The 18,451-nt window shown below is 66.6% G+C and carries 13 protein-coding genes and 1 pseudogene; 9 read left to right on the top strand and 5 right to left on the bottom strand.

Going from position 1 to position 18,451, the window contains the following annotated elements:
• Positions 1–55: 55 nt before the first annotated feature.
• Positions 56–895 (top strand): outer membrane protein assembly factor BamE, encoded by an 840-nt coding sequence (locus ACVOKU_RS04535; protein ID WP_481559230.1) that lies wholly within the window; start codon positions 56–58, stop codon positions 893–895.
• 123 nt (positions 896–1,018) lie between these two features.
• On the top strand, positions 1,019–1,309 hold the full coding sequence (locus ACVOKU_RS04530; RefSeq protein WP_053517836.1) for a DUF6959 family protein: 291 nt from the start codon (positions 1,019–1,021) through the stop codon (positions 1,307–1,309).
• A gap of 15 nt (positions 1,310–1,324) precedes the next feature.
• Here ACVOKU_RS04530 and ACVOKU_RS04525 read toward each other — a convergent pair whose 3' ends face one another.
• Positions 1,325–3,121, bottom strand: a complete 1,797-nt coding sequence (locus ACVOKU_RS04525; protein ID WP_481559282.1) for a chloride channel protein — start codon at positions 3,119–3,121, stop codon at positions 1,325–1,327.
• Positions 3,122–3,159: 38 nt separating this feature from the next.
• Positions 3,160–5,241 carry a TonB-dependent receptor family protein gene (locus ACVOKU_RS04520; RefSeq protein ID WP_481559229.1) on the bottom strand — a complete coding sequence of 694 codons (2,082 nt, stop codon included), beginning with the start codon at positions 5,239–5,241 and terminating at the stop codon, positions 3,160–3,162.
• 130 nt (positions 5,242–5,371) lie between these two features.
• Here ACVOKU_RS04520 and ACVOKU_RS04515 point away from each other — a divergent pair, with 130 nt between their 5' ends.
• Positions 5,372–6,292, top strand: coding sequence for a M14 family metallopeptidase (locus ACVOKU_RS04515; protein WP_461289323.1), 921 nt, complete (start codon positions 5,372–5,374; stop codon positions 6,290–6,292).
• Positions 6,293–6,365: 73 nt separating this feature from the next.
• Here the strand turns inward: ACVOKU_RS04515 and ACVOKU_RS04510 are convergent, their stop codons facing one another.
• The gene (locus ACVOKU_RS04510; RefSeq protein WP_345781886.1) at positions 6,366–7,217 is read right to left on the bottom strand and encodes a LysR family transcriptional regulator; all 852 of its coding nucleotides are present in this window, start codon (positions 7,215–7,217) and stop codon (positions 6,366–6,368) included.
• Positions 7,218–7,329: 112 nt separating this feature from the next.
• Here ACVOKU_RS04510 and ACVOKU_RS04505 point away from each other — a divergent pair, with 112 nt between their 5' ends.
• The 4 genes from ACVOKU_RS04505 (at position 7,330) to betT (ending at position 10,567) form a co-directional block, all read left to right on the top strand.
• Complete coding sequence (locus ACVOKU_RS04505; protein WP_481559228.1) at positions 7,330–7,683, top strand: SMR family transporter; 354 nt, start codon at positions 7,330–7,332, stop codon at positions 7,681–7,683.
• Positions 7,683–8,003, top strand: a complete 321-nt coding sequence (locus ACVOKU_RS04500) for a DMT family transporter (protein WP_065175236.1) — start codon at positions 7,683–7,685, stop codon at positions 8,001–8,003. The genes ACVOKU_RS04505 and ACVOKU_RS04500 overlap by 1 nt, the downstream gene beginning before the upstream one ends.
• 66 nt (positions 8,004–8,069) lie before the next feature.
• Entirely contained in the window at positions 8,070–8,450 is a 381-nt protein-coding gene (locus ACVOKU_RS04495) for a VOC family protein (RefSeq protein WP_065175235.1), read from the top strand.
• Between the two features lie 137 nt (positions 8,451–8,587).
• Positions 8,588–10,567, top strand: a complete 1,980-nt coding sequence (gene betT, locus ACVOKU_RS04490) for a choline BCCT transporter BetT (RefSeq protein WP_481559227.1) — start codon at positions 8,588–8,590, stop codon at positions 10,565–10,567.
• A 127-nt stretch (positions 10,568–10,694) separates the two neighbouring features.
• Here betT and ACVOKU_RS04485 read toward each other — a convergent pair whose 3' ends face one another.
• A complete protein-coding gene (locus ACVOKU_RS04485) occupies positions 10,695–13,322 on the bottom strand; it encodes a TonB-dependent receptor (protein WP_481559226.1) in 2,628 nt (875 codons plus the stop codon).
• A gap of 200 nt (positions 13,323–13,522) precedes the next feature.
• A pseudogene (locus ACVOKU_RS04480) lies at positions 13,523–14,499 on the bottom strand (zinc-binding dehydrogenase).
• 431 nt (positions 14,500–14,930) lie between these two features.
• On the opposite strand from ACVOKU_RS04480, the gene ACVOKU_RS04475 reads away from it, so the two are divergent.
• The gene (locus tag ACVOKU_RS04475; RefSeq protein WP_128987960.1) at positions 14,931–17,294 is read left to right on the top strand and encodes a ribonucleoside-diphosphate reductase subunit alpha; all 2,364 of its coding nucleotides are present in this window, start codon (positions 14,931–14,933) and stop codon (positions 17,292–17,294) included.
• 105 nt (positions 17,295–17,399) lie between these two features.
• Positions 17,400–18,443: a ribonucleotide-diphosphate reductase subunit beta gene (locus tag ACVOKU_RS04470; RefSeq protein ID WP_231107806.1), complete on the top strand. Its 1,044-nt coding sequence runs from the start codon at positions 17,400–17,402 to the stop codon at positions 18,441–18,443.
• Positions 18,444–18,451 lie beyond the last annotated feature (8 nt).

Genomic DNA, 18,451 nt, shown 5'->3' with positions numbered 1-18,451 from the left:
AGCCGGGCCGCAATCGCGGCCCGGCTGCCGCGCAAACGTCTACAGGGGGAATGACATGAATCAGCATCGCATCGCCCGCGCCGGCCGCATCGCCGCGTCGCTGGGTCTGATCCTCGCCGCCGGCCTGCTGGCCGCCTGCCGCAGCCACGCGCCCGCCGGTGAGGCGCCGGCCGAGGCTACTGCAGTAGCCTTCCCGGAAGCCTCCAAGGCGTCGCTGAAGGAGGGCACCTATCCCGACATCGCCGACCTGCGCCGCTTCGCGCCCGGGATGAGCAAGCGGCAGCTGTACAGCCTGCTGGGTACGCCGCATTTCAACGAAGGCATGTGGGGCGTGCGCGAGTGGAACTACCTGTTCAACTTCCGCACCGCACAGGGCGCCGAGTACTTCACCTGCCAGTTCCAGGTGCGCTTCGACAACAAGGGCATCGCCCAGGCCGGCTACTGGAAGCCCGAATCCTGCGCCGCCGTGCTCGACCCGCCGCGGCCACCACCGCCGCCACCGGCACCCGCGCCACTGCCCGAACAGCCGCTGCGCCTGGCCGCCGATGCACTGTTCGGTTTCGACAGCGCGGTACTCAGCGCCGAAGGCCAGCAGGCGGTGCAGGGCATCCTGGCGCAGGTCCGTGAGGCCAGCAAGGTGCAGTCGATCCAGGTCGTCGGCTACACCGATCGCATCGGTGCGGCCAGCTACAACCAGCAACTCTCGCAGAAGCGGGCCGAAGCGGTGCGCACGGCCCTGGTGCAGGGCGGAGTGCCGCCGGGCAGCATCAGTGCCGAAGGGCGCGGCGCGGCTGAACCGATCGTGCAGTGCGCACAGCGCAACCGTCGCGAACTGATCGCGTGCCTTGCGCCGAATCGCCGGGTGCAGATCGTCGGGGTCGCGCACCCGCGCTGAAGTCTCCCGCGCCGTGGCCATGCCCCGGCATCCCGAGTCCCCCCTGACCACCGGCAGGACGTGGCCACGTCTCCCCCGTCGTCCACCCCTGCCGGTGGCTCAGGTTTTCATACGGTGCACGCGATGAACGCCCAATTCCTGCCTCTGTCCATGAAGACGGAAACCACCCTCAGCGTGTATGGCCAGCTCGGCAATCATGCGGTCGTGCGCATCCCCGGGCGGCGCCTGCCGGGCCTGATCCTGCAGGCCGATACCGTGGCCGGGTTCCTGGCCCAGCTGCAGGAAACCCAGGCCTGCCTGCGCAGTGGCCGGGCGCAGCGTGCCGATGCAGAGCTGGACATGCTGATCGACATGCTGGAGCAATGGTATGCCTTGATCGAGTCGCGGCTGGCCGATGCCGGCGAAGCGCTGTAGCAGCGGGGCGGGCGATCAATCGGCGTCTTCGACGCGCTCGCCCATCAGTTCGCGCTGGCGCTTGTCCAGCTCCTCGGCGTAGCGCCTGCGCACGAAGGCCTCGGAAACAATGCCCAGCAGCTGGCCATCGGCGGCAACCACGGCCAGTTCGTCGGCCTGCGTGCGGTCGAAGCACTGCATCACGCTGACCACATCCGCGCCGGGCAACAGTGACACCTCGCGATTCTCGGCCAGGTCGCCAACGGGTGTCTCCGGCTTCACGCCGTCGGCGTAGACGCGCGGAATCTGCACGATGCCGGCGTAGTGGCCTTCACTGTCGATCAGGACCACGCGACTGCCGGAGCCCAGCGGAAAACGCTGGCGGAATGCACCAGCATCCAGCCCGGCCGGAGTGGTGGCAACGCCCTTGCGCATCATCCGCCCGGCGTTGAGGGTGTGGATCCAGCCGACGTCGCGTGCGCTGCGGATGGTTTCGCCGCGCAGATGCATGCGCCATGTCGAGAACGAGTAACCGAACCACTGGCGGACCAGTGTGCTGGAGACCAGTACCGCGCTCATCACCACGCTGGTCAGCAGGAAGTCGTGGGTGCCTTCCAGCACCAGCATGGCCATGGTCATCGGCGCGCCGACCACTGCGGCGGCCAACGCGGCCATGCCCGCAAGCGCCGCGGACGTGGCATCAATCACCGGCACGCCAGTGGCCATCGCCAGCAGGCCGGCAAACAGGGTGCCGACCAGGGTGCCCATGAACAGCGACGCAAAGAACAGACCACCGCGGAAGCCGAAGCCCAGCGAAATGCCCGAGGCGAGAAGCTTCAGGGCGAGCAGGCCGCCGATCCAGATCAGTGGCAGCTGCGTGGTCAGGTCCAGGTGCAGCGCACCGTGACCGGAGGAAAGCACCTGCGGGCTGGCCATGGCCAGTGGAATCAGCAGGAGGCCGCCGACCACCGGGCGCCCCCACAGGGGCAGTGGACTGCGCTTGACCACGCCTTCGATGGAGGCGATCAGTCGCATCACGCCGATCCCCACCATGGCGCAGCAGCAACCGAGCAGGCCGTAGATCGCGTAGTCGGCGGCGCGCACATCGATGGTCGAGGCTGCGGGCAGCAGGTACGCCTCGATGCCGGACTGGTCGGCGACGAATGCACCCGCCAGTGCGGCCAGGGCCACAGGCGCGAGAGCAGCGGGCGTGTAGGCGCCGATGACGATCTCGAACGCGTAGAAGGCGCCGGCCAGCGGCGCCCCGAAGGCCGCGGCGATGGCGCCGGCGGCACCGGCACCGACCAGGATGCGCACATCATTGCGGCGCAGGCGCATGATACGGCCCAGCTGCGAGCCGCTGCCCGCACCCATCTGGGTATACGAAGCCTCAAGACCGACGGACGCACCGCAGCCGTTCGACAGCAGGGTCTGGGTCAGCACGATCAGATTGTCGCGCATCGACATGCGACCGCCATGCAGGGCATTGGCCTCGACCGCGTCGAGCAGCGGGCGCTTGCGCCGCGCTGCCGCCAGGCTGACCAGCCCGACCAGCAGGCCGCCCAGCGGCAACACCAGCAGGGCGGTCCAGCTGAGCGCGGGCAGGGAGCTGAGGCGCATGCCGGGTTCCAGCCCGTACAGCGCACTCTGGAGCCCGCGCGCGATGTCCGACTGCAGCAGCGTCAGGCCACCGGCGATCAGGCCGACCAGCAACGCCAGTGCGATGAACCACAGGTCGCTGCCACGCAGGCGCAGTCGCAGGCCCTGGAAGGCCAGATGCAGGCGCGATGGTGGAACCGTGGAGGCCATGGTGGCGGCATGATACGCCGCCATCGTGATCGCCACCGTCACCGCATCGGGCATTTACCGCATCAGAAGCGGTAGCGTCCCTGCAGGTAGAAGGTGCGTGGCGCGGCCACCATGCGCCCGGCATTGCCGTCGACATTGCGGGTGTACCAGCGCTTGTCGGCCAGGTTGTTCACGCCGGCTGTGATCTCGCTGTCGCCCAGCCCCGGAACCTGCCAGGCCACCTGCGCATTCCACAGCCGCACCCCCGGCACGCGGCCCACACGTGCATCGGCGCTTTCCTGCCAGGTGTTGGCAGCGTCGGAGAACTGGCCGCTCTGGTGCGTGCTGGAGACATTGAAGGTCCAGGCCGACAGCGCATAGCGGGCGCCGATGCTGTCGGTGTCGCGCGAGTAGAAGGGCACGTCCCGGCCGCGGTTGTCACCGGACTGCTGGATCGCCTTGGTCCAGGTGTAGTTGGCGTACAGCTCCAGTCCGGCCAGCACGCTGTCTTCGGCGAAGCGGTATTCGAGCGCGCTTTCCACACCCTTGTGGTCGGTCGCGCCGATGTTCTGGAAGGTGGGAGGGGTGATCCCCGGCACCTGCAGGATCTGGTTGTCGAAGCGCATCCTGAACACCGTGACCTCGGCGCGCAGTGCACCGTCCTGCCAGCGGGCGCCCAGCTCGGTGGTCCTGGCCACCTCCGGATTCAGCGGATTGCTGGCGGTCTGCGAGTTCAGCTGGATGTTCTGCACCGGCCCGAACGAGGTGGTGTAGTTGCCGAACACGGTCAGCTGCGGGGTCAACAGATAGGCGACGTTGAGCGAGGGCAGGGCTTTGTCGTTGCGGCTGCTGAAGGTGGTGCCGCCACCGGCCTGGCGGCGGTCCATGTCGATCCACTCCATGCGCACCCCCGGCGTGATCCGCCACTGGCCGATGGCGATGCGGTCGTCGAGATAGAAGGCGTGGGCGTCGGTGGCATTGTCGAAGCGGTTGACGGCGCTTGTGGCGCCGGTGCGGCGGGTTACCGTGTAGCTGCGGTCGTTGCCGCGCTCGCGCAGGAAGCGGTAGCCGGCGGTGACGTCGTGCACGCTTGCGCCCCAGTGCAGGCGCTGGGTGTAGCGCGGTTCGATGCCGAGCACGCGGTAGTCGCGTGGCTGCACGCTCACCTGGGTGTTGGCAGCGTTGATCAGCGAGCTGGCACGGGTGCTTTCGTTGTAATAGGCCAGCACCTCGAACTCGCGGGTGTCGGACAACGTGTGGGTGTAGCCCAGATCGATGCCCGTGCGGTGGCCCTTCCAGAAGTCATCGGGACGCGTGTTCTGGAACGGATCCGCCTCGTACTGCGCGCGGGTCAGGCCGCCTGGCGTCAGCGAGCGGACGTCGTAGTAGGACAGCTTGGCACGCAGCGTCTGCTGGTCGTCGATGGCGTAGGCGAACTTCAGTGCCAGATCGTTGAAACGGTCGTCGCTGCCTTCGCGCCAGCCGCGACCGTCCTGGCCGGAATAGAGCAGGGCGACGCCCAGGCCGTTGTCGCTGGTGCCGCCGAGGAAGGTGTTGTACTGGGTGCTGTCGCCGCCGCCATGGTCATGGGCGTTGTAGCGGATCCCGACCTCGCCGTGCAGGCCGCTCTGCTGCGGAATGGCGCGGGTGCTGAAGTTGATGATGCCGCCCACGTTCTGCGGCCCGTAACGCACGGCTCCGCCGCCGCGCACGACGTCGATCGATTCGATGTTGGACAGGCTGGCCGGCGCGAACGACAGCTGGGGCTGGCCGTAGGGTGCGACGGCCAGCGGCACGCCATCCAGCAGCACCGTCGAGCGGGGTGAGTAGCGGCCGGTGAGGCCGCGCACGCCGATGTTCAGCGACACCGAACTGCCGGCGGTGCCGGAGTTGTCGGTGATCTGCACGCCGGGGATGCGGCGCATGGCGTCGCCGATGCTGGCCGCGCCACTGGCCTCGATGCGCTGGCGATCGACCACCGTACGTGCCCCGGCGAAGCTCTTGACGCTGTCATGCAGGCCGGTGCCCAGCCAACTGCCGGAGACCTGGATGCTGTCGAGCGTGGTCGGCGCGTCCTGGGCGAGGGCGGAAGCAAGGGGCATCAGGCACAGGGCGAGGGCTGCCACCAAGGGCAGTCGGGCCGGTTTCGGGGTGTGGAGGGGCATCTGGACGGCGCAGGGAAGGTGGTAAATGAGAATTATTGCTGATTCCATTCGTGAATGGAATCGAAGGCCGATGGCCTCCGGGGTCGGGTGGTAAAGTGAATGATTGCCTCCTGACTCACCGAGATCCGTCATGCCTGCAGCTGTCTTCTATCCCGTCGGAACCCCTGGCCAGCCGTGGGGAGCGGCGGAACGGGAGCAGTGGCGTGCGCGCCAGCAGCGCCTGCGCCGCTACGACGAGGAAGTACTGCCGCGCATCGAGGCACTGGCAGCGCGCTTCGACAAGGTGGCCTACGGCCAGCTCGACTACGCGGGAGAGACCTATACCCTGTTCGCCCTGCGCAGCCGCGACTGGAACCCGGCGCTGCCGGCGGCGCTGGTCACCGGCGGCGTGCACGGCTACGAAACCAGTGGCGTGATGGGTGCCCTGGAGTTCCTTGAAAAGCACGCGGCCGATTACGCGGGCAAGGCCAACCTGCTGGTGGCACCGTGCGTCAACCCGTGGGGCTTCGAGCGCATCAACCGCTGGAACTTCGATGCGATCGACCCGAACCGCAACTTCCGTGCCGGTGGTCCGGCCCGCGAATCAACCGCGCTGATCGAGCTGATCGAACCCCTCAAGGGCCAGTTCGTGCTGCACATCGATCTGCATGAGACCACCGACAGCGATGAAAGCGAGTTCCGCCCTGCGCTGGCGGCGCGCGATGGCAAGCCGTTCGAACCGGGCCTGATTCCCGATGGCTTCTACCTGGTGGACGACAGCGCCAATCCGCAGCCGGCGTTCCAGCAGGCCGTGATCGCGGCGGTGGAAAAGGTGACCCACATTGCACCGGCCGACGACAAGGGCGAGATCATCGGCTCTGCGGTGGTGGCCCATGGCGTGATCGAGTACCCGCTGGTGGAACTGGCCCTCTGTGCCGGCATCACCGGTGCGCCGTACACCACCACCACCGAAGTCTACCCGGACAGCCCGCGCGCCACGCCGCAGCAGTGCAACGATGCGCAGGTGGCAGCGGTCTGCTCTGCGCTGGACTACGCACTGGCGCATCGCTGAGGAGGGGGGCAAGCCCCTGCGCGGCTGCGGTTGCGGCCAATCCTGGTGCATGCCGGGCCGATAGGGCCCGGCGCTATCGCAGCGCGTCGGCCCACCACAGCGCGGCCGGCCCGGGCGGTGTGTCGCGCCGCCACACCAGGTCGCTGTGGATGCGCCGCGGCCAACCGGGCAGGACCAGTTCCACCAGGTGTCCGCGGTCGTAGCGCTGCACCAGCGCTCTCGGAAGTTCGGCCCAGCCGATGCCTTCCTCGGCCATTTCCATCACCATCAAATAGTCCGATGCGGTCCAGGCCGGACCGGCGACGGCGCGCGCGTGATCGACCTGTGCGCTCAAGCGTATCTGCCGATGGCGGGCAAGCTGCGCGGCGGCGCGCGCACCGGCCGCGGCCAGTGCGTGTCCATGCGCGACATACACCGCCAGCTCGCTGTGATGGGCCAGCGGCCGTGCAATCACTGCATCCGGATAGCGCTCCTGGCGGGGCAGCAGCCCCAGTCCGGCGCGGCCGCTGCTGACCAGCTCCAGCACATCGTGTCCTTCAGCGTCGAGCCACTCCAGTTCGATTTCGGGAAAGGCTTCGGCGAAACGCTGCAGTAGCTGTTGCGCCGGGTCCAACTGGTAAACATCGGAGAACACCACCGTCAGCCGGGGTTCGACAGGCGCAGCCAGGCGCACGCTCAGCTGCCGCAGGCGCGCATCGGCAGCCAGGATTTCCTGGGCATGGCCCAGCACCTGCCGCCCCGGGTCGGTAAGCTGCGGATAGCGCCCGCTGCGGTCGAACAGGGATACGCCCAGATCGGCTTCCAGATGGGCGATGGCGGTGCTGACCGTCGATTGCGTCTTGCGCAGGCGCCGCGCGGCAGCCGAGAAGGAGCCCAGTGCGGCAGCCTCGACGAACGCCTGCAGGGATTCAGGAGAGTAGGGCATCGATCCATCGCTCATTTCGATGGGTTCCACTTTGGCGCCATCGTAAAGAGCGATGATACTGGGCGCCATCGCCCCTGTCAGCGGGCGCTGTGAATCCTGCTGGAGTTTCCCAATGACCCGTCGTGTTCCCGCCCCAGGCCCCTTGATTGCCTGGGCTTGCCTGACCGTGGCGATCGTCGCCGAAGTGGTCGGCACGTCCTTCATGGCCCATGCCGCCCGCGCCGGTGGCTGGACCGGCTACCTGGTGATGGCCGGGGCGCTGGCGTTGTCCTATTACTTCCTGGCACTGTCGGTGCGGCGCATCGCGGTCGGCGTTGCGTACGCGGTGTGGGAGGGGCTGGGGCTGACCCTGCTGACCCTGGTCGGCATCGTGGTGTTCGGCGAGAGCCTGTCGGTGCAGCAGCTGGCCGGCCTGCTGCTGGCAGTGGCCGGCATTGTCTGCGTCACCCTTGGGGAGGCGCACTGATGAACACAACGGCACTGTTCTTCGTGATCTGTTCCGCACTGATCGACGTCGCGGCAAACATGATGGTGGCCAAGTCCGAAGGCTTCCGCCGCTGGCAATGGGGTGTCGCTGCCGTCGTCATGGTCTGGATCGCCTTCGCGCTGCTGGGCCAGGCAGTACGCCACCTGGACCTGGCCACGGCCTATGCGCTGTGGGGTGCCATCGGCGTGATCGGCACCGCTGCCTGCGGGCGCCTGCTGTTCGGCAATCGCCTGCGGCCCATCGGCTGGATCGGCATTGCACTGGTGACGGGGGCGGTGCTTCTGCTCAGTACCGCATGAGCGGCGACGATTGCAGACCGGAGCGCGCTGTCCGACACTGCGGTTTTTCCGCAACGGAGTGCCGCCATGTTCAGCCACATCACCGTCGGTTCCAATGATCTTGCGGTCTCGCGCCGCTTCTACGACGCACTGTTCGCAGCCATCGGCGGCCGACCGGGCATGACCGATGAAGATGGAAAACTGGTCTACGTCAAGGACGGGCGGATGTTCATCGTGACCCCGCCCATCGATGGCCAGCCGGCGTGCCACGCCAATGGCGGCACGATTGGTTTCGCGCTGGAGACTCCGCAGGCAGTTCACGCCTGGCAGGACGCAGGCATCGCCCACGGCGGCAGCGCCATCGAAGATCCGCCGGGCGTACGCCACAAGGCCGGGCGGCAGCTGTACCTGGCCTACCTGCGCGATCCCGACGGCAACAAGTTGTGCGCCGTGCACGTGATGCGCTGAACTTCGCGGCGCGCGCGTGATACCACGCGCGTGCTGTCCCTGTGCTGTCATCGCGCGACAGCACTTCATCCTGCGTCCACCGCCGTTCAGCCAGAATCCGCCGGCTCACTCTTTGATCGACCGGAGAACGCCGCCCCGTGGAAGCCCTGGAGCCGCAACAATCCCCGGTGCGCACCCTGCGGCCTGTATTCGCCTTCGCGGCGATCATCGTCGTGGCGTTCGCGCTGTTCGTCAGCCTCTATCCAATCGGTGCCGGTCGCCTGCTGCTCAGCGCACAGGACTGGGCGGCACTCAACGTTGGCTGGTACTACCTGCTGGCGATGACCCTCTATCTGGTGTTCGTGGTCGGCGTGGCGCTGTCCAAGTATGGTGGCATCAAGCTCGGTGCCGACCATGACGAGCCCGAGTTCAGCTATCTCTCCTGGGCGGGCATGCTGTTCGCCGCGGGCATCAGCATCACCCTGTTTTTCTTCTGTGTCTCCGAGCCGCTGACCCATTACCTGCAGCCGCCGCAGGGCGCTCCCGCCGCCGGCGAGGCCGGCGCGCGCCAGGCCATGCAGCTGCTGTTCCTGCATTGGGGCCTGCATGGCTGGGGCGTGTTCGCGCTGGCGGCGATGGCCATGGCCTACTTCGCCTATCGCCACAACCTGCCGCTGGCGTTGCGCTCGGCGCTGTATCCGCTGATCGGCAAGCGCATCAACGGACCGATCGGCTACACCGTGGACGCGCTGGGCATTGTCGCCACCGTGTTCGGCATCGGCGCCGACATGGGCTTCGGTGTTCTGCACCTCAACGCCGGGTTGTCGCACCTGTTCGACATCCCGCACTCGAACTTCGTGCAGATCGTCCTGGTCGCCAGCATGATGGGGGCGGCGGTGGCCGTGGCAGTGTCCGGCGTGGAGAAGGGGGTCCGCTGGATGGCCAACATCAACATGCTGCTGGCGATCGCGCTGGTGCTGTTCATGCTGTTCGCCGGGCCCACCCAATATCTGTTCGGCACGTTGATGCAGAACCTGGGCGACTATCTGGGCAGTGTGGTCGGCAAGAGCTTTGACGTGTACGCCTATGGCGGACGGCCGGCATGGCTGGGCGGCTGGACGGTGTTCTACTGGGCCTGGTGGATCGGCTGGGCGCCGTTCGTCGGCCTGTTCATCGCCCGCATCTCGCGCGGACGTACCATCCGCGAATTCGTGTTCGGCGTGCTGCTGATTCCGCTCGGCTTCACCCTGGCCTGGTTGTCGATCTTCGGGAACAGCGCGCTGGACCAGGTGCTGCACCATGGCCAGCAGCAGCTGGCACAGCTGGCCGTGGATGACCCGCCGACCGTGCTGTACGCATTGCTTGATGGTTATCCGTGGAGCCGCACGGTGATCGCGGTGACCGTGCTGGTCAGCTTCATCTTTTTCGTGACATCGGCCGATTCGGGCGCGGTGGTGCTGTCCACGCTGTCGTCGCACGGCGGCGCTCCGGAAGACGATGGCCCGCGCTGGCTGCGCGTGTTCTGGGGCACGGTGATCGCCGTGCTCACCGCAGGCCTGCTGCTGGCGGGCAGCATCGATGCGTTGAAGTCGGCGGTGGTGCTGGCGTCACTGCCATTCTCGGCGGTGCTGCTGCTGATGATGTGGGGCCTCACCCGAGCCTTCAGTGACGAATCGCACCGCAAGCGCGCGCTGCAGTACCGGCCATCGCCGCTGATCGGCGACGATCGCCACCACCAGGGCTGGCGCCAGCGCCTGAGCCAGGCGATGCACTTCCCGGTGCGCGACCAGGTCTACCGCTTCATGGATGACACGGTGAAACCGGCGATGGAAGCCGTGGCCGAGCAGCTGCGCGGGCAGGGCTGGGATGTGCATACCCGCATCGAAGCCGGCGACATGGAACTTTCGGTCAACCATGGCGAGCAGCAGGACTTCCTGTATCGGGTGATCCTCCGCGGCTACCTGACGCCGTCGTTCGCCGCCCAGCAGCTGCGCAACCAGCGCTACTACCGCGCCGAAGTGCATCTGTTCGAAGGCAGCCAGGATTACGACCTGGTCGGATACAGCCGCAAGCAGATCATCAACGACATCATCAGCCAGTACGAGCGGCACCTGCAGTTCCTGCACCTGAGCCGGTGATGCACGACCGCTGCGATGGGTGCGGACCGTTGGTCCGCACACTCCGTGGAGCCGAGCCCACGCTCGGCTCCATCAAGCCGGTAGAGCAGCCGGGCATGGGCTCGGCGCTACATGTGCAGTTTCCGCATCAGAACCGGTAGCGTGCCCCCACCGTGACGAACTGGCCGCGCAGGTTGTACTGGCTGATGTCGAAGCCGTTGGAGCCGCCCGCGGGGTCGAACGGCGGGTCCCGGTCGGTCAGGTTCAACACGGACAGCGAAAGCGTGGTGTTGGCCAGGCCCTCGTACGCCACGTACAGGTCCAGCTGGTGATAGGGCTTGACGCGATCACGCAGGCCCGGGTTGCTGGTGGCCGTCGCTACCCGCTGGTCGTAGCCGCTGACATATTGCAGGCTCAGCGTGCTGTTCCAGTCGCCCACCGCCCAGCTCAGTGACGTGGTGCCGCGGGTGCGCGGCAGCGCGCCGTGGCGGTTGTTGCCCGCGCCGTCATAGGGCGCCTGACCGGCTACCAGGGGCTGCTTGAAGCTGAGCAGATGGGTCCAGCTGCCGGCGAGGGTGAGGTTGCCCCAGCCGTCGGTGCGGAAGGTGCGGCTGGCCTCCAGGTCGAGACCGGACGTGGTCAGCTCCCCCTGGTTGGCATACTGGTTGGTGATGAACTGGATGCGGCCCTGCGCATCGCGCTGGACCCGGCCCGGGAACAGGGCGGGATTGTCGACGATGAACTGTGCGCTGTCGGGCTTGACCAGGTTGTCCTGCTCGATGCGGTACCAGTCCAGGCCGATGCTGCTGTCAGCGTCCGGCGACCACACCGCGCCAACGTTGAGATTGCGCGAGCGCTCGGCCTTCAGGTCGGGATTGCCGGTGCGGATGTTGGTGACACCGCGGCTGCCACCGGGCTGCAACGGGTCGAGCGGGTCGATCACCGATCCGTAGCTGACCGTCTGTCCGGGTGCGATTTCCGGCAGCGAGGGGGCGCGGAAACCGCGCGAGAACGAACCGCGCAGCAGCAGGCTGTCCAGCGGCTGCCAGCGCAGCGCGAACTTCGGCGAGAACGCCTTGCCGAAGTCGTCGTAGCGGTCGCCGCGTCCGGCGACCTGCAGTTCCAATGTGCGATGCAACGGTACGCTGAACTCGGCATACGCGGCGCTGACCTGCCGCTCGCCATCGACCACGTTGATCGCCGGCCGCAGCTCCGTTCCGGACAGCACCTGCGCACTGGTCCGTGCATCCAGCGATTCCTTGCGGAACTCCGCGCCCCAGGCGAAGCCGACCGCGCCGGCCGGCAGCTCCCACAGCGACGTCGATGCCTTGAGGTTCAGAGAGTGCAGCTGGTACCAGCCCGGGCGCTTGGTCTGCAGGCGCAGCGCGTCAAGCGCGGCCGGCGTGCTGGCCGGGTCGAGGAAGTTGTAGCTGCCATCGCGCAGGATCTGCTCGAACGCGTAGCGGTTGATGAAGTTGTCCACGTACTCGCGCTGCTCGCTCTGCGAGGTCAGCGCGGCGACCTCCCAGTCCCAGCGCTCGCCCTGGCCACGCACGCCGGCCAATGCACGGTAGAACACCTGCGTGTTGTCCTTCAGGCGCGGGCCGAGATCGAAGAACGTGTACTCGAAGGGCAGGGGAGCGCTGCCCGGGTTGTTCGGATGCCCGACCGGCAGCACTGCCGGAATGTCGAGCAGGGTGCCGGTGGCGGGGTTGTAGGCGCGCAGGCCCGGGCCGACGGTCAGTGGCGCGCTGAAGATCTGGTCGGCCTTGTTGTGGCTGTAGAGCACGTCGGCGAAGGCTTCGACGTTGTCGCTGAAGCGGTAGGTGGCGCTCAGCGATGCCTGCAGGCGTTCGGCACCGGGCTGCAGGGTCTTGAACGGCTGCGCGTTGAACGCGCAGGCCTGGCCGGGCAGGCTGCTGCCGAAGTCGCTGTAGGGCCGCAACTGGCTGCCCTCGGGGCACGGCGCGAATGGCTGCGGCGCCCGCGGGTTCGACAGCCAGTTGCCACCGGCAGTGGACCAGCCGGCCAGGCGACCACCGGGCTTGTCGCGGAAATCGCCGCTGCGGGTATAGGCGCGCTGGTCGGCGTCGAGCCGATCACGCTTGAGCAGGTCCAGCCCGAACAGCACGTTCCAGCCCTGCTGTTCGAGGTCACCGAAACCGGCCAGCAGATTGGCCTTGCGTTCGTCGAGGCCGCCCTGGGTGGCCGTACCGAAGCCGCCGCCCACTTCCACGCCCTGGAAGTTCCTGCGCAGGATGATGTTGATGACACCGGCGATGGCATCGGAGCCATACACCGCCGAGGCGCCGTCCTTCAGCACTTCAATGCGCTCGACCGCGCTGATCGGCAGCGCATTGAGATCGACGAAGGTGTCCTGGGTATTGAGGGCGAAACCGAAGTTGGCCACCCGATAGCCGTTGACCAGCACCAGGGTGTTCTTCGGCGACAGCCCGCGCAGGCCGATCGACGCCGAGCCCGCCGCGAAGCTGCCGGTGTACTGCTCGTCGAAGCTGTTGCCGGCATTGGCCGACAGGTTGCGCAGCACATCGGTCAACGTGCTGCGACCGGTCTGTTCGATCTGTTCACGGCTGACGATCTGCACCGGGTTGGGGCCGGCGGTGTCGCTGCGCTTGATGTTGGATCCGGTCACCAGCACGGTGCCGAGCGTGGCGCTGTCCTTGCCGGTATCGGTGGTTTCAGCAGCGCCGGCAGCGCCGGCGGTAAGTCCCAGCGCGATGGCGCCGGCAAGCAGGTTCAGGGTGGTGCGGTACATGGAAGCGACAACGCCGGACAGAAGAGGAGCCGCCAGTACCGCATGCGCTCGCCTGCGCCTTCCAATGACGAAAGCGCATTCAGTTATACATCACAGGTTCTTAACGAGTGACTGGCCCTGTTATCGACCGGTGCTGCGCATTCCTCTCAGGGGTCAGATCCCTTTCCAACGGAAAGGGATCTGACCCCGTTGTCCGACCCTCAAGGCCGCAGGAGCACCTTGCCGTTGCGGCCGGAACCTGCGCCGGCTTTGACCGCCGCAGCGATATCGTCGAGCGCGAACACCTGTTCCACCGGCAGCGTCAGTTCGCCGCCGGCTGCACGCTGCAGCAGTTCGCCCACCAGCCGTCGCTTGTCGTCCACCGCCATCGCCTGGCTGACCTTGCTGCCCCAGAAGCCCTTCACGGTGGCCTCCTTGTAGATCAGGCCTCCGGCGGGGATGCGCATGGGCTCGCCGCTCATCACGCCGAAGGACACCAGCGTGCCGTGGTGGCCGAGCAGGTCGACCAGGTCACCGCTGGCGTCGCCGCCGATGGAATCCACGGCGGCCGCCGCCTGCGCTTCACCGGTCACTGCACGCACGCGGTCCTTCCAGCCGTCCACCGAGGTATCGAATACATGATCGATGCCGAGCGCCTGCAGCTGCGCGACCGCATCGGCGTTGCGCACAAGGTTGGCCACATGGACACCCCGCGCCCGCGCCAGCATCGCCAGCGACTTGCCGACCGCGCCATTGGCGGTGTTCTGCACGATCCATGGCCTGGCTCGACATGCAGGAATTCCAGCAGCATCAGCGCACTGAGCGGCATGGCAATCAGCTGCGCAGCGGTCTCGTCGGGGATCGATTCGGGCATCGGAATCACCATCCGTGCCGGCGCGATGAATGCTTCGGCCCAGGTGCCGTGCACCGAGGCGGCAGCGACACGCTGACCGACCCGAAGGCCGTCGACGCCGTCGCCAACCGCGTCGACCACGCCCAGTGCCTCGCTGCCACCGATCGCCGGCAGCGTCGGCTTGTAGCCATACAGGCCGCGTACGGTCAGCAGATCGTGGTTGTGGATGGAGGCGAGCACGGTACGGATGCGCACCTCGCCAGGACCAGGTTCAGGCAGGGCGGCCTCGGCGACGGCAAGGACGTCGGACGGGTCGCCGAAGGAGGAGTACTGGGCAGCGCGCATGGGGGATGTTCCGCGGAAAGTGGAGGTTGTATCGAAGTGGGGATGCGTGCGGCGTCGACAACCGGCGCAGACGCAACACGGCATCCTGCGACGGTTCGTCGCGGAGGGCGCTATTTACTGCATCTTGTGTTGACGATATCCATCATCCCCATTATGTTGGGGCCGTCACTCCCGGTCAGCCGCCGCCGCCGGACGATGCAAGACACGTCCCGCGGCCCGCCCCTGAAGGCTTGCCGTGTCGACGCGGCCGCCCTCGTGCGGACTCAGGTCGCCCCCACGGCCCGGATACCGGCCGCAGGCGCAGGCACTTGCCGACGACCTGGTGTTTCCGCGCTTTGGCATCCCACCCGATCGCCCCGTGCGCCGGTATCGCGTGCAGGGCCGCCATGGCATCGGCGCAATCGTGCGTGCGAGCCTGGAGACGCAGGACCATGACCGAATACACCTACCGCGCGGCCGATCCGGCCGGCGCCGGCGACGCCCTGCGCACCGGTGGCGAGCGCGTGCCGACCTGGATCACCAAGGAGGCCGGCAACCGACGCCTGCCGTTCGACGCCGGGCGCCTGCAGCGCAGCATCGACGCCATCCATGCCGAGTTCCCGCAGCTGGACGTAGCCGACTACCGCCGCGTGGTACAGGCGATGGTTGAGCGCAAGCCCAGCATCAGTGCCGACGACCTGGTGGACCTGCTGATCCGCGAGGCGGAATCCCGTGTGGATCTGGTCGCGCCGGACTGGGAGCGGTTCGCCGCCCGCATCTACCTGCGCCGCCTGTACAAGCGCGCCAGCCGCAACCGCTTCTACGATGTCAGCCTGAAGTACGGCTCCTACGTGGGCCTGCAGGAGAGCCTGGCCGACCGTGGCGTCTACAGCAATGACATCCTGCGCTGCTACTCGAAGGAGGAGCTGCAGCAGGCCGGAGAGATGATCGATCCCGACCGCGACCGTCTGTTCGCGTACAACGGCCTGTACCTGCTGGCGACGCGCTACCTGGCCAGCGACCGCAGCCGCGAGGTGTACGAGTTGCCGCAGGAGCGCTGGCTGACCATCGCCCTGTACCTCATGCAGGAGGAGAAGCCGCGTGAGCGGCGGATGCAGCTGGTCGGCGAGGCCTACTGGGCGCTGTCGAACCTGTACATGACGGTGGCCACGCCGACGCTGGCCAACGCCGGCAAGGTCGGTGGACAGCTGTCCAGCTGCTTCATCGATACAGTGGACGACAGCCTGCAGGGCATCTATGACTCCAATACGGACATTGCCCGCGTGTCCAAGCACGGCGGGGGTGTCGGCGCCTACCTGGGCTACGTGCGCAGCAGCGGTGCACCGATCCGTGGTGTGCCCAACTCGTCCGGCGGCGTAGTGCCCTGGATCAAGCAGCTCAACAACACCGCGGTATCGGTCGATCAGCTCGGCCAGCGCAAAGGCGCGGTAGCGGTATACCTGGACATCTGGCACCGCGACATCGAGGCCTTCCTCGATCTGCGCCTGAACAACGGCGACCAGCGCCTGCGCGCGCATGATGTGTTCACGTCGGTCTGCGTGCCCGATCTGTTCATGGAGGCGGTCGAGCGTCGGGCCGACTGGTACCTGTTCGACCCGCATGAAGTGAAGCAGGCCAAGGGCTGGTACCTGCAGGACTTCTACGATGAGACGCGCGGTGCGGGCAGCTTCCGCGACCGCTACGCGGAGCTGGTGGCCGACGAGCGCATCAGCCGGCGCACCGTGCGCGCGATCGATCTGTTCAAGCGCATCATGCTCAGCCAGCTGGAGACCGGCAATCCATTCCTGTTCTACCGCGATGAAGTCAATCGCAGGAACCCGAACAAGCATGCGGGCATGGTCTATTCCAGCAACCTGTGCACGGAGATCCTGCAGAACATGAGCCCGACGCGGATGATCCAGGAGATCGTCAGCGGCGACCAGATCGTCACCACCCGCCGCGCCGGCGATTTCGTGGTGTGCAACCTGTCCTCGATCAATCTGGGACGGGCGGTCACCGCGCCGGACGATCTGCTGGCGAAGGACGTGCTGGAACGGTTGATCCCGATCCAGGTGCGCATGCTGGACAACGTGATCGATCTCAATGCCTTGCCGGTGCCGCAGGCCACGATCACCAACCGCAAGTACCGGGCCATTGGTCTGGGCACGTTCGGCTGGCATCACCTGCTGGCGCAGCAGGCGATCCCGTGGGAATCGCCGGAGGCGGAGGCGCTGGCCGACCGCCTGTACGAACGCATCAACTTCCTGACCATCCAGGCCAGTGCCGAACTGGCGAAAGAGAAGGGCCACTATCCGATGTTCGCCGGCAGCGACTGGCACACCGGCCGCTACTTCAGCGACCGCGATTACCGTGATGCGGCCTGGCAGGGCCTGGCGCGTGAGGTGGCCCGCCATGGTCTGCGCAATGGCTGGCTGCTGGCGGTCGCGCCGAACATGAGCACCGCCCAGATCGCCGGTTCCACTGCCTCGATCGATCCCATCTACAGCGCGTTCTACTACGAGGAGAAGAAGGACTTCCGACGGCCGGTCGCGGCCCCCGGGCTGTCGCTGGAGACCTGGCCGTACTACGAGAAGGGCGCCTACAAGGTGGACCAGTTCGCCAGCGTCCGGCAGAACGCCCGGCGCCAGCGCCATGTGGACCAGTCGATCAGCTTCAACCTGTATGTGCCCAGCACCATCCGTGCCAGCACGTTGCTGGAGCTGCACCTGAGCGCATGGCGCGCGGGACTGAAGACCACCTACTACGTGCGCTCCAACGACATCGACATCAGCGAATGCGAGTGGTGCTCGAGCTGATCGCTGCGCCCCAGCCGCGGTAGCGCCGGGCCATGCCCGGCGAGCGCACCGCGCGGCCGCTCTACATTCCGCCGGGCATGGCCCGGCGCTACCTCTGCAGGAACGATCATGGCAACGCCGCTTGACCGCATCAAGATCCTTGAACCACGCCATCCCAACCGCAGCACCGGCATCATCAACGGCCGCACCAGCGGCATACTGAACTGGAACGACATTCCGTACCCCTCGTTCTATCGGGCGTACAAGGAACTGTCGACCAACTTCTGGATCCCCGACGAAGTGGACATGAAGCTGGACGCACGCCAGTACGGTGAACTGTCCGGACGCGAGAAGAACGCCTACGACTCGATCATCGGCCTGCTGGCCACGCTCGATTCGCCGCAGACCCGGTTCATCTACAACGTCGCCGAGTACATCACCGATCCGGCCGCGCATGCCAATGCGGCGATCATCGGCCAGCAGGAAGTGATACATAACGAAAGCTACAGCTATGTGCTGGCGTCGATCACCGATCTGCCCAACCAGAACCGGGTGTTCGAACTGGCCCGCACGCATCCGACCATCATCAGCCGCAACGCGCCGATCATGCAGGCGTACGACGACTTCATGCGCGACAAGACTGCGGAGACGCTGCTGAAGTCGCTGATCCAGTCGTCGATCCTGGAGGGCATCAACTTCTATTCCGGCTTCGCCTACTTCTACAACCTGGTGCGGCAGAACCGCATGACCGGCACCGGCAAGATCATCAGTTTCATCAACCGCGACGAGCTGGCCCATACCAAGTTCATCAGCGAGGTGATCCGCGCCATCGTCGGCGAGAATCCGGAACTGCAGACCAACGAGCTGACGGCTTACGTACACAGCGCCTTCGAGCATGCCATCACCCTGGAGACGCAATGGTCGTCGGAAGTGCTGGATGGCATCGACGGCATCGATGTGGACGAGATGGTGCGCTACGTGAAGTACCGCGCCAACAAGATGGCCGGCATGCTGGGCATCGAGCGGCTGTACAGCGATACGACCGACAATGTGATGCCGTGGATCAAGGCCTACGCCGACAACTTCACCGAAACCAAGACCGACTTCTTCGAGATGCGCAATGCAAGTTACAAGAAGACCAACGTCGACAACGGCTTCGACGATCTCTGAGCGGGGGG

The organism is Stenotrophomonas sp. STEN147, from assembly GCF_056757995.1.
This window is presented reverse-complemented; position numbering and strand designations above follow the sequence as displayed.

Bases quoted from the DNA above. Each gene is read 5' to 3' on its own strand.
- ACVOKU_RS04535 (WP_481559230.1), top strand. From the start codon at position 56: ATGAATCAGCATCGCATCGCCCGCGCCGGCCGCATCGCCGCGTCGCTG.
- ACVOKU_RS04530 (WP_053517836.1), top strand. From the start codon at position 1,019: ATGAACGCCCAATTCCTGCCTCTGTCCATGAAGACGGAAACCACCCTC.
- ACVOKU_RS04525 (WP_481559282.1), bottom strand. From the start codon at position 3,121: ATGGCGGCGTATCATGCCGCCACCATGGCCTCCACGGTTCCACCATCG.
- ACVOKU_RS04520 (WP_481559229.1), bottom strand. From the start codon at position 5,241: ATGCCCCTCCACACCCCGAAACCGGCCCGACTGCCCTTGGTGGCAGCC.
- ACVOKU_RS04515 (WP_461289323.1), top strand. From the start codon at position 5,372: ATGCCTGCAGCTGTCTTCTATCCCGTCGGAACCCCTGGCCAGCCGTGG.
- ACVOKU_RS04510 (WP_345781886.1), bottom strand. From the start codon at position 7,217: ATGCCCTACTCTCCTGAATCCCTGCAGGCGTTCGTCGAGGCTGCCGCA.
- ACVOKU_RS04505 (WP_481559228.1), top strand. From the start codon at position 7,330: ATGACCCGTCGTGTTCCCGCCCCAGGCCCCTTGATTGCCTGGGCTTGC.
- ACVOKU_RS04500 (WP_065175236.1), top strand. From the start codon at position 7,683: ATGAACACAACGGCACTGTTCTTCGTGATCTGTTCCGCACTGATCGAC.
- ACVOKU_RS04495 (WP_065175235.1), top strand. From the start codon at position 8,070: ATGTTCAGCCACATCACCGTCGGTTCCAATGATCTTGCGGTCTCGCGC.
- ACVOKU_RS04485 (WP_481559226.1), bottom strand. From the start codon at position 13,322: ATGTACCGCACCACCCTGAACCTGCTTGCCGGCGCCATCGCGCTGGGA.
- ACVOKU_RS04475 (WP_128987960.1), top strand. From the start codon at position 14,931: ATGACCGAATACACCTACCGCGCGGCCGATCCGGCCGGCGCCGGCGAC.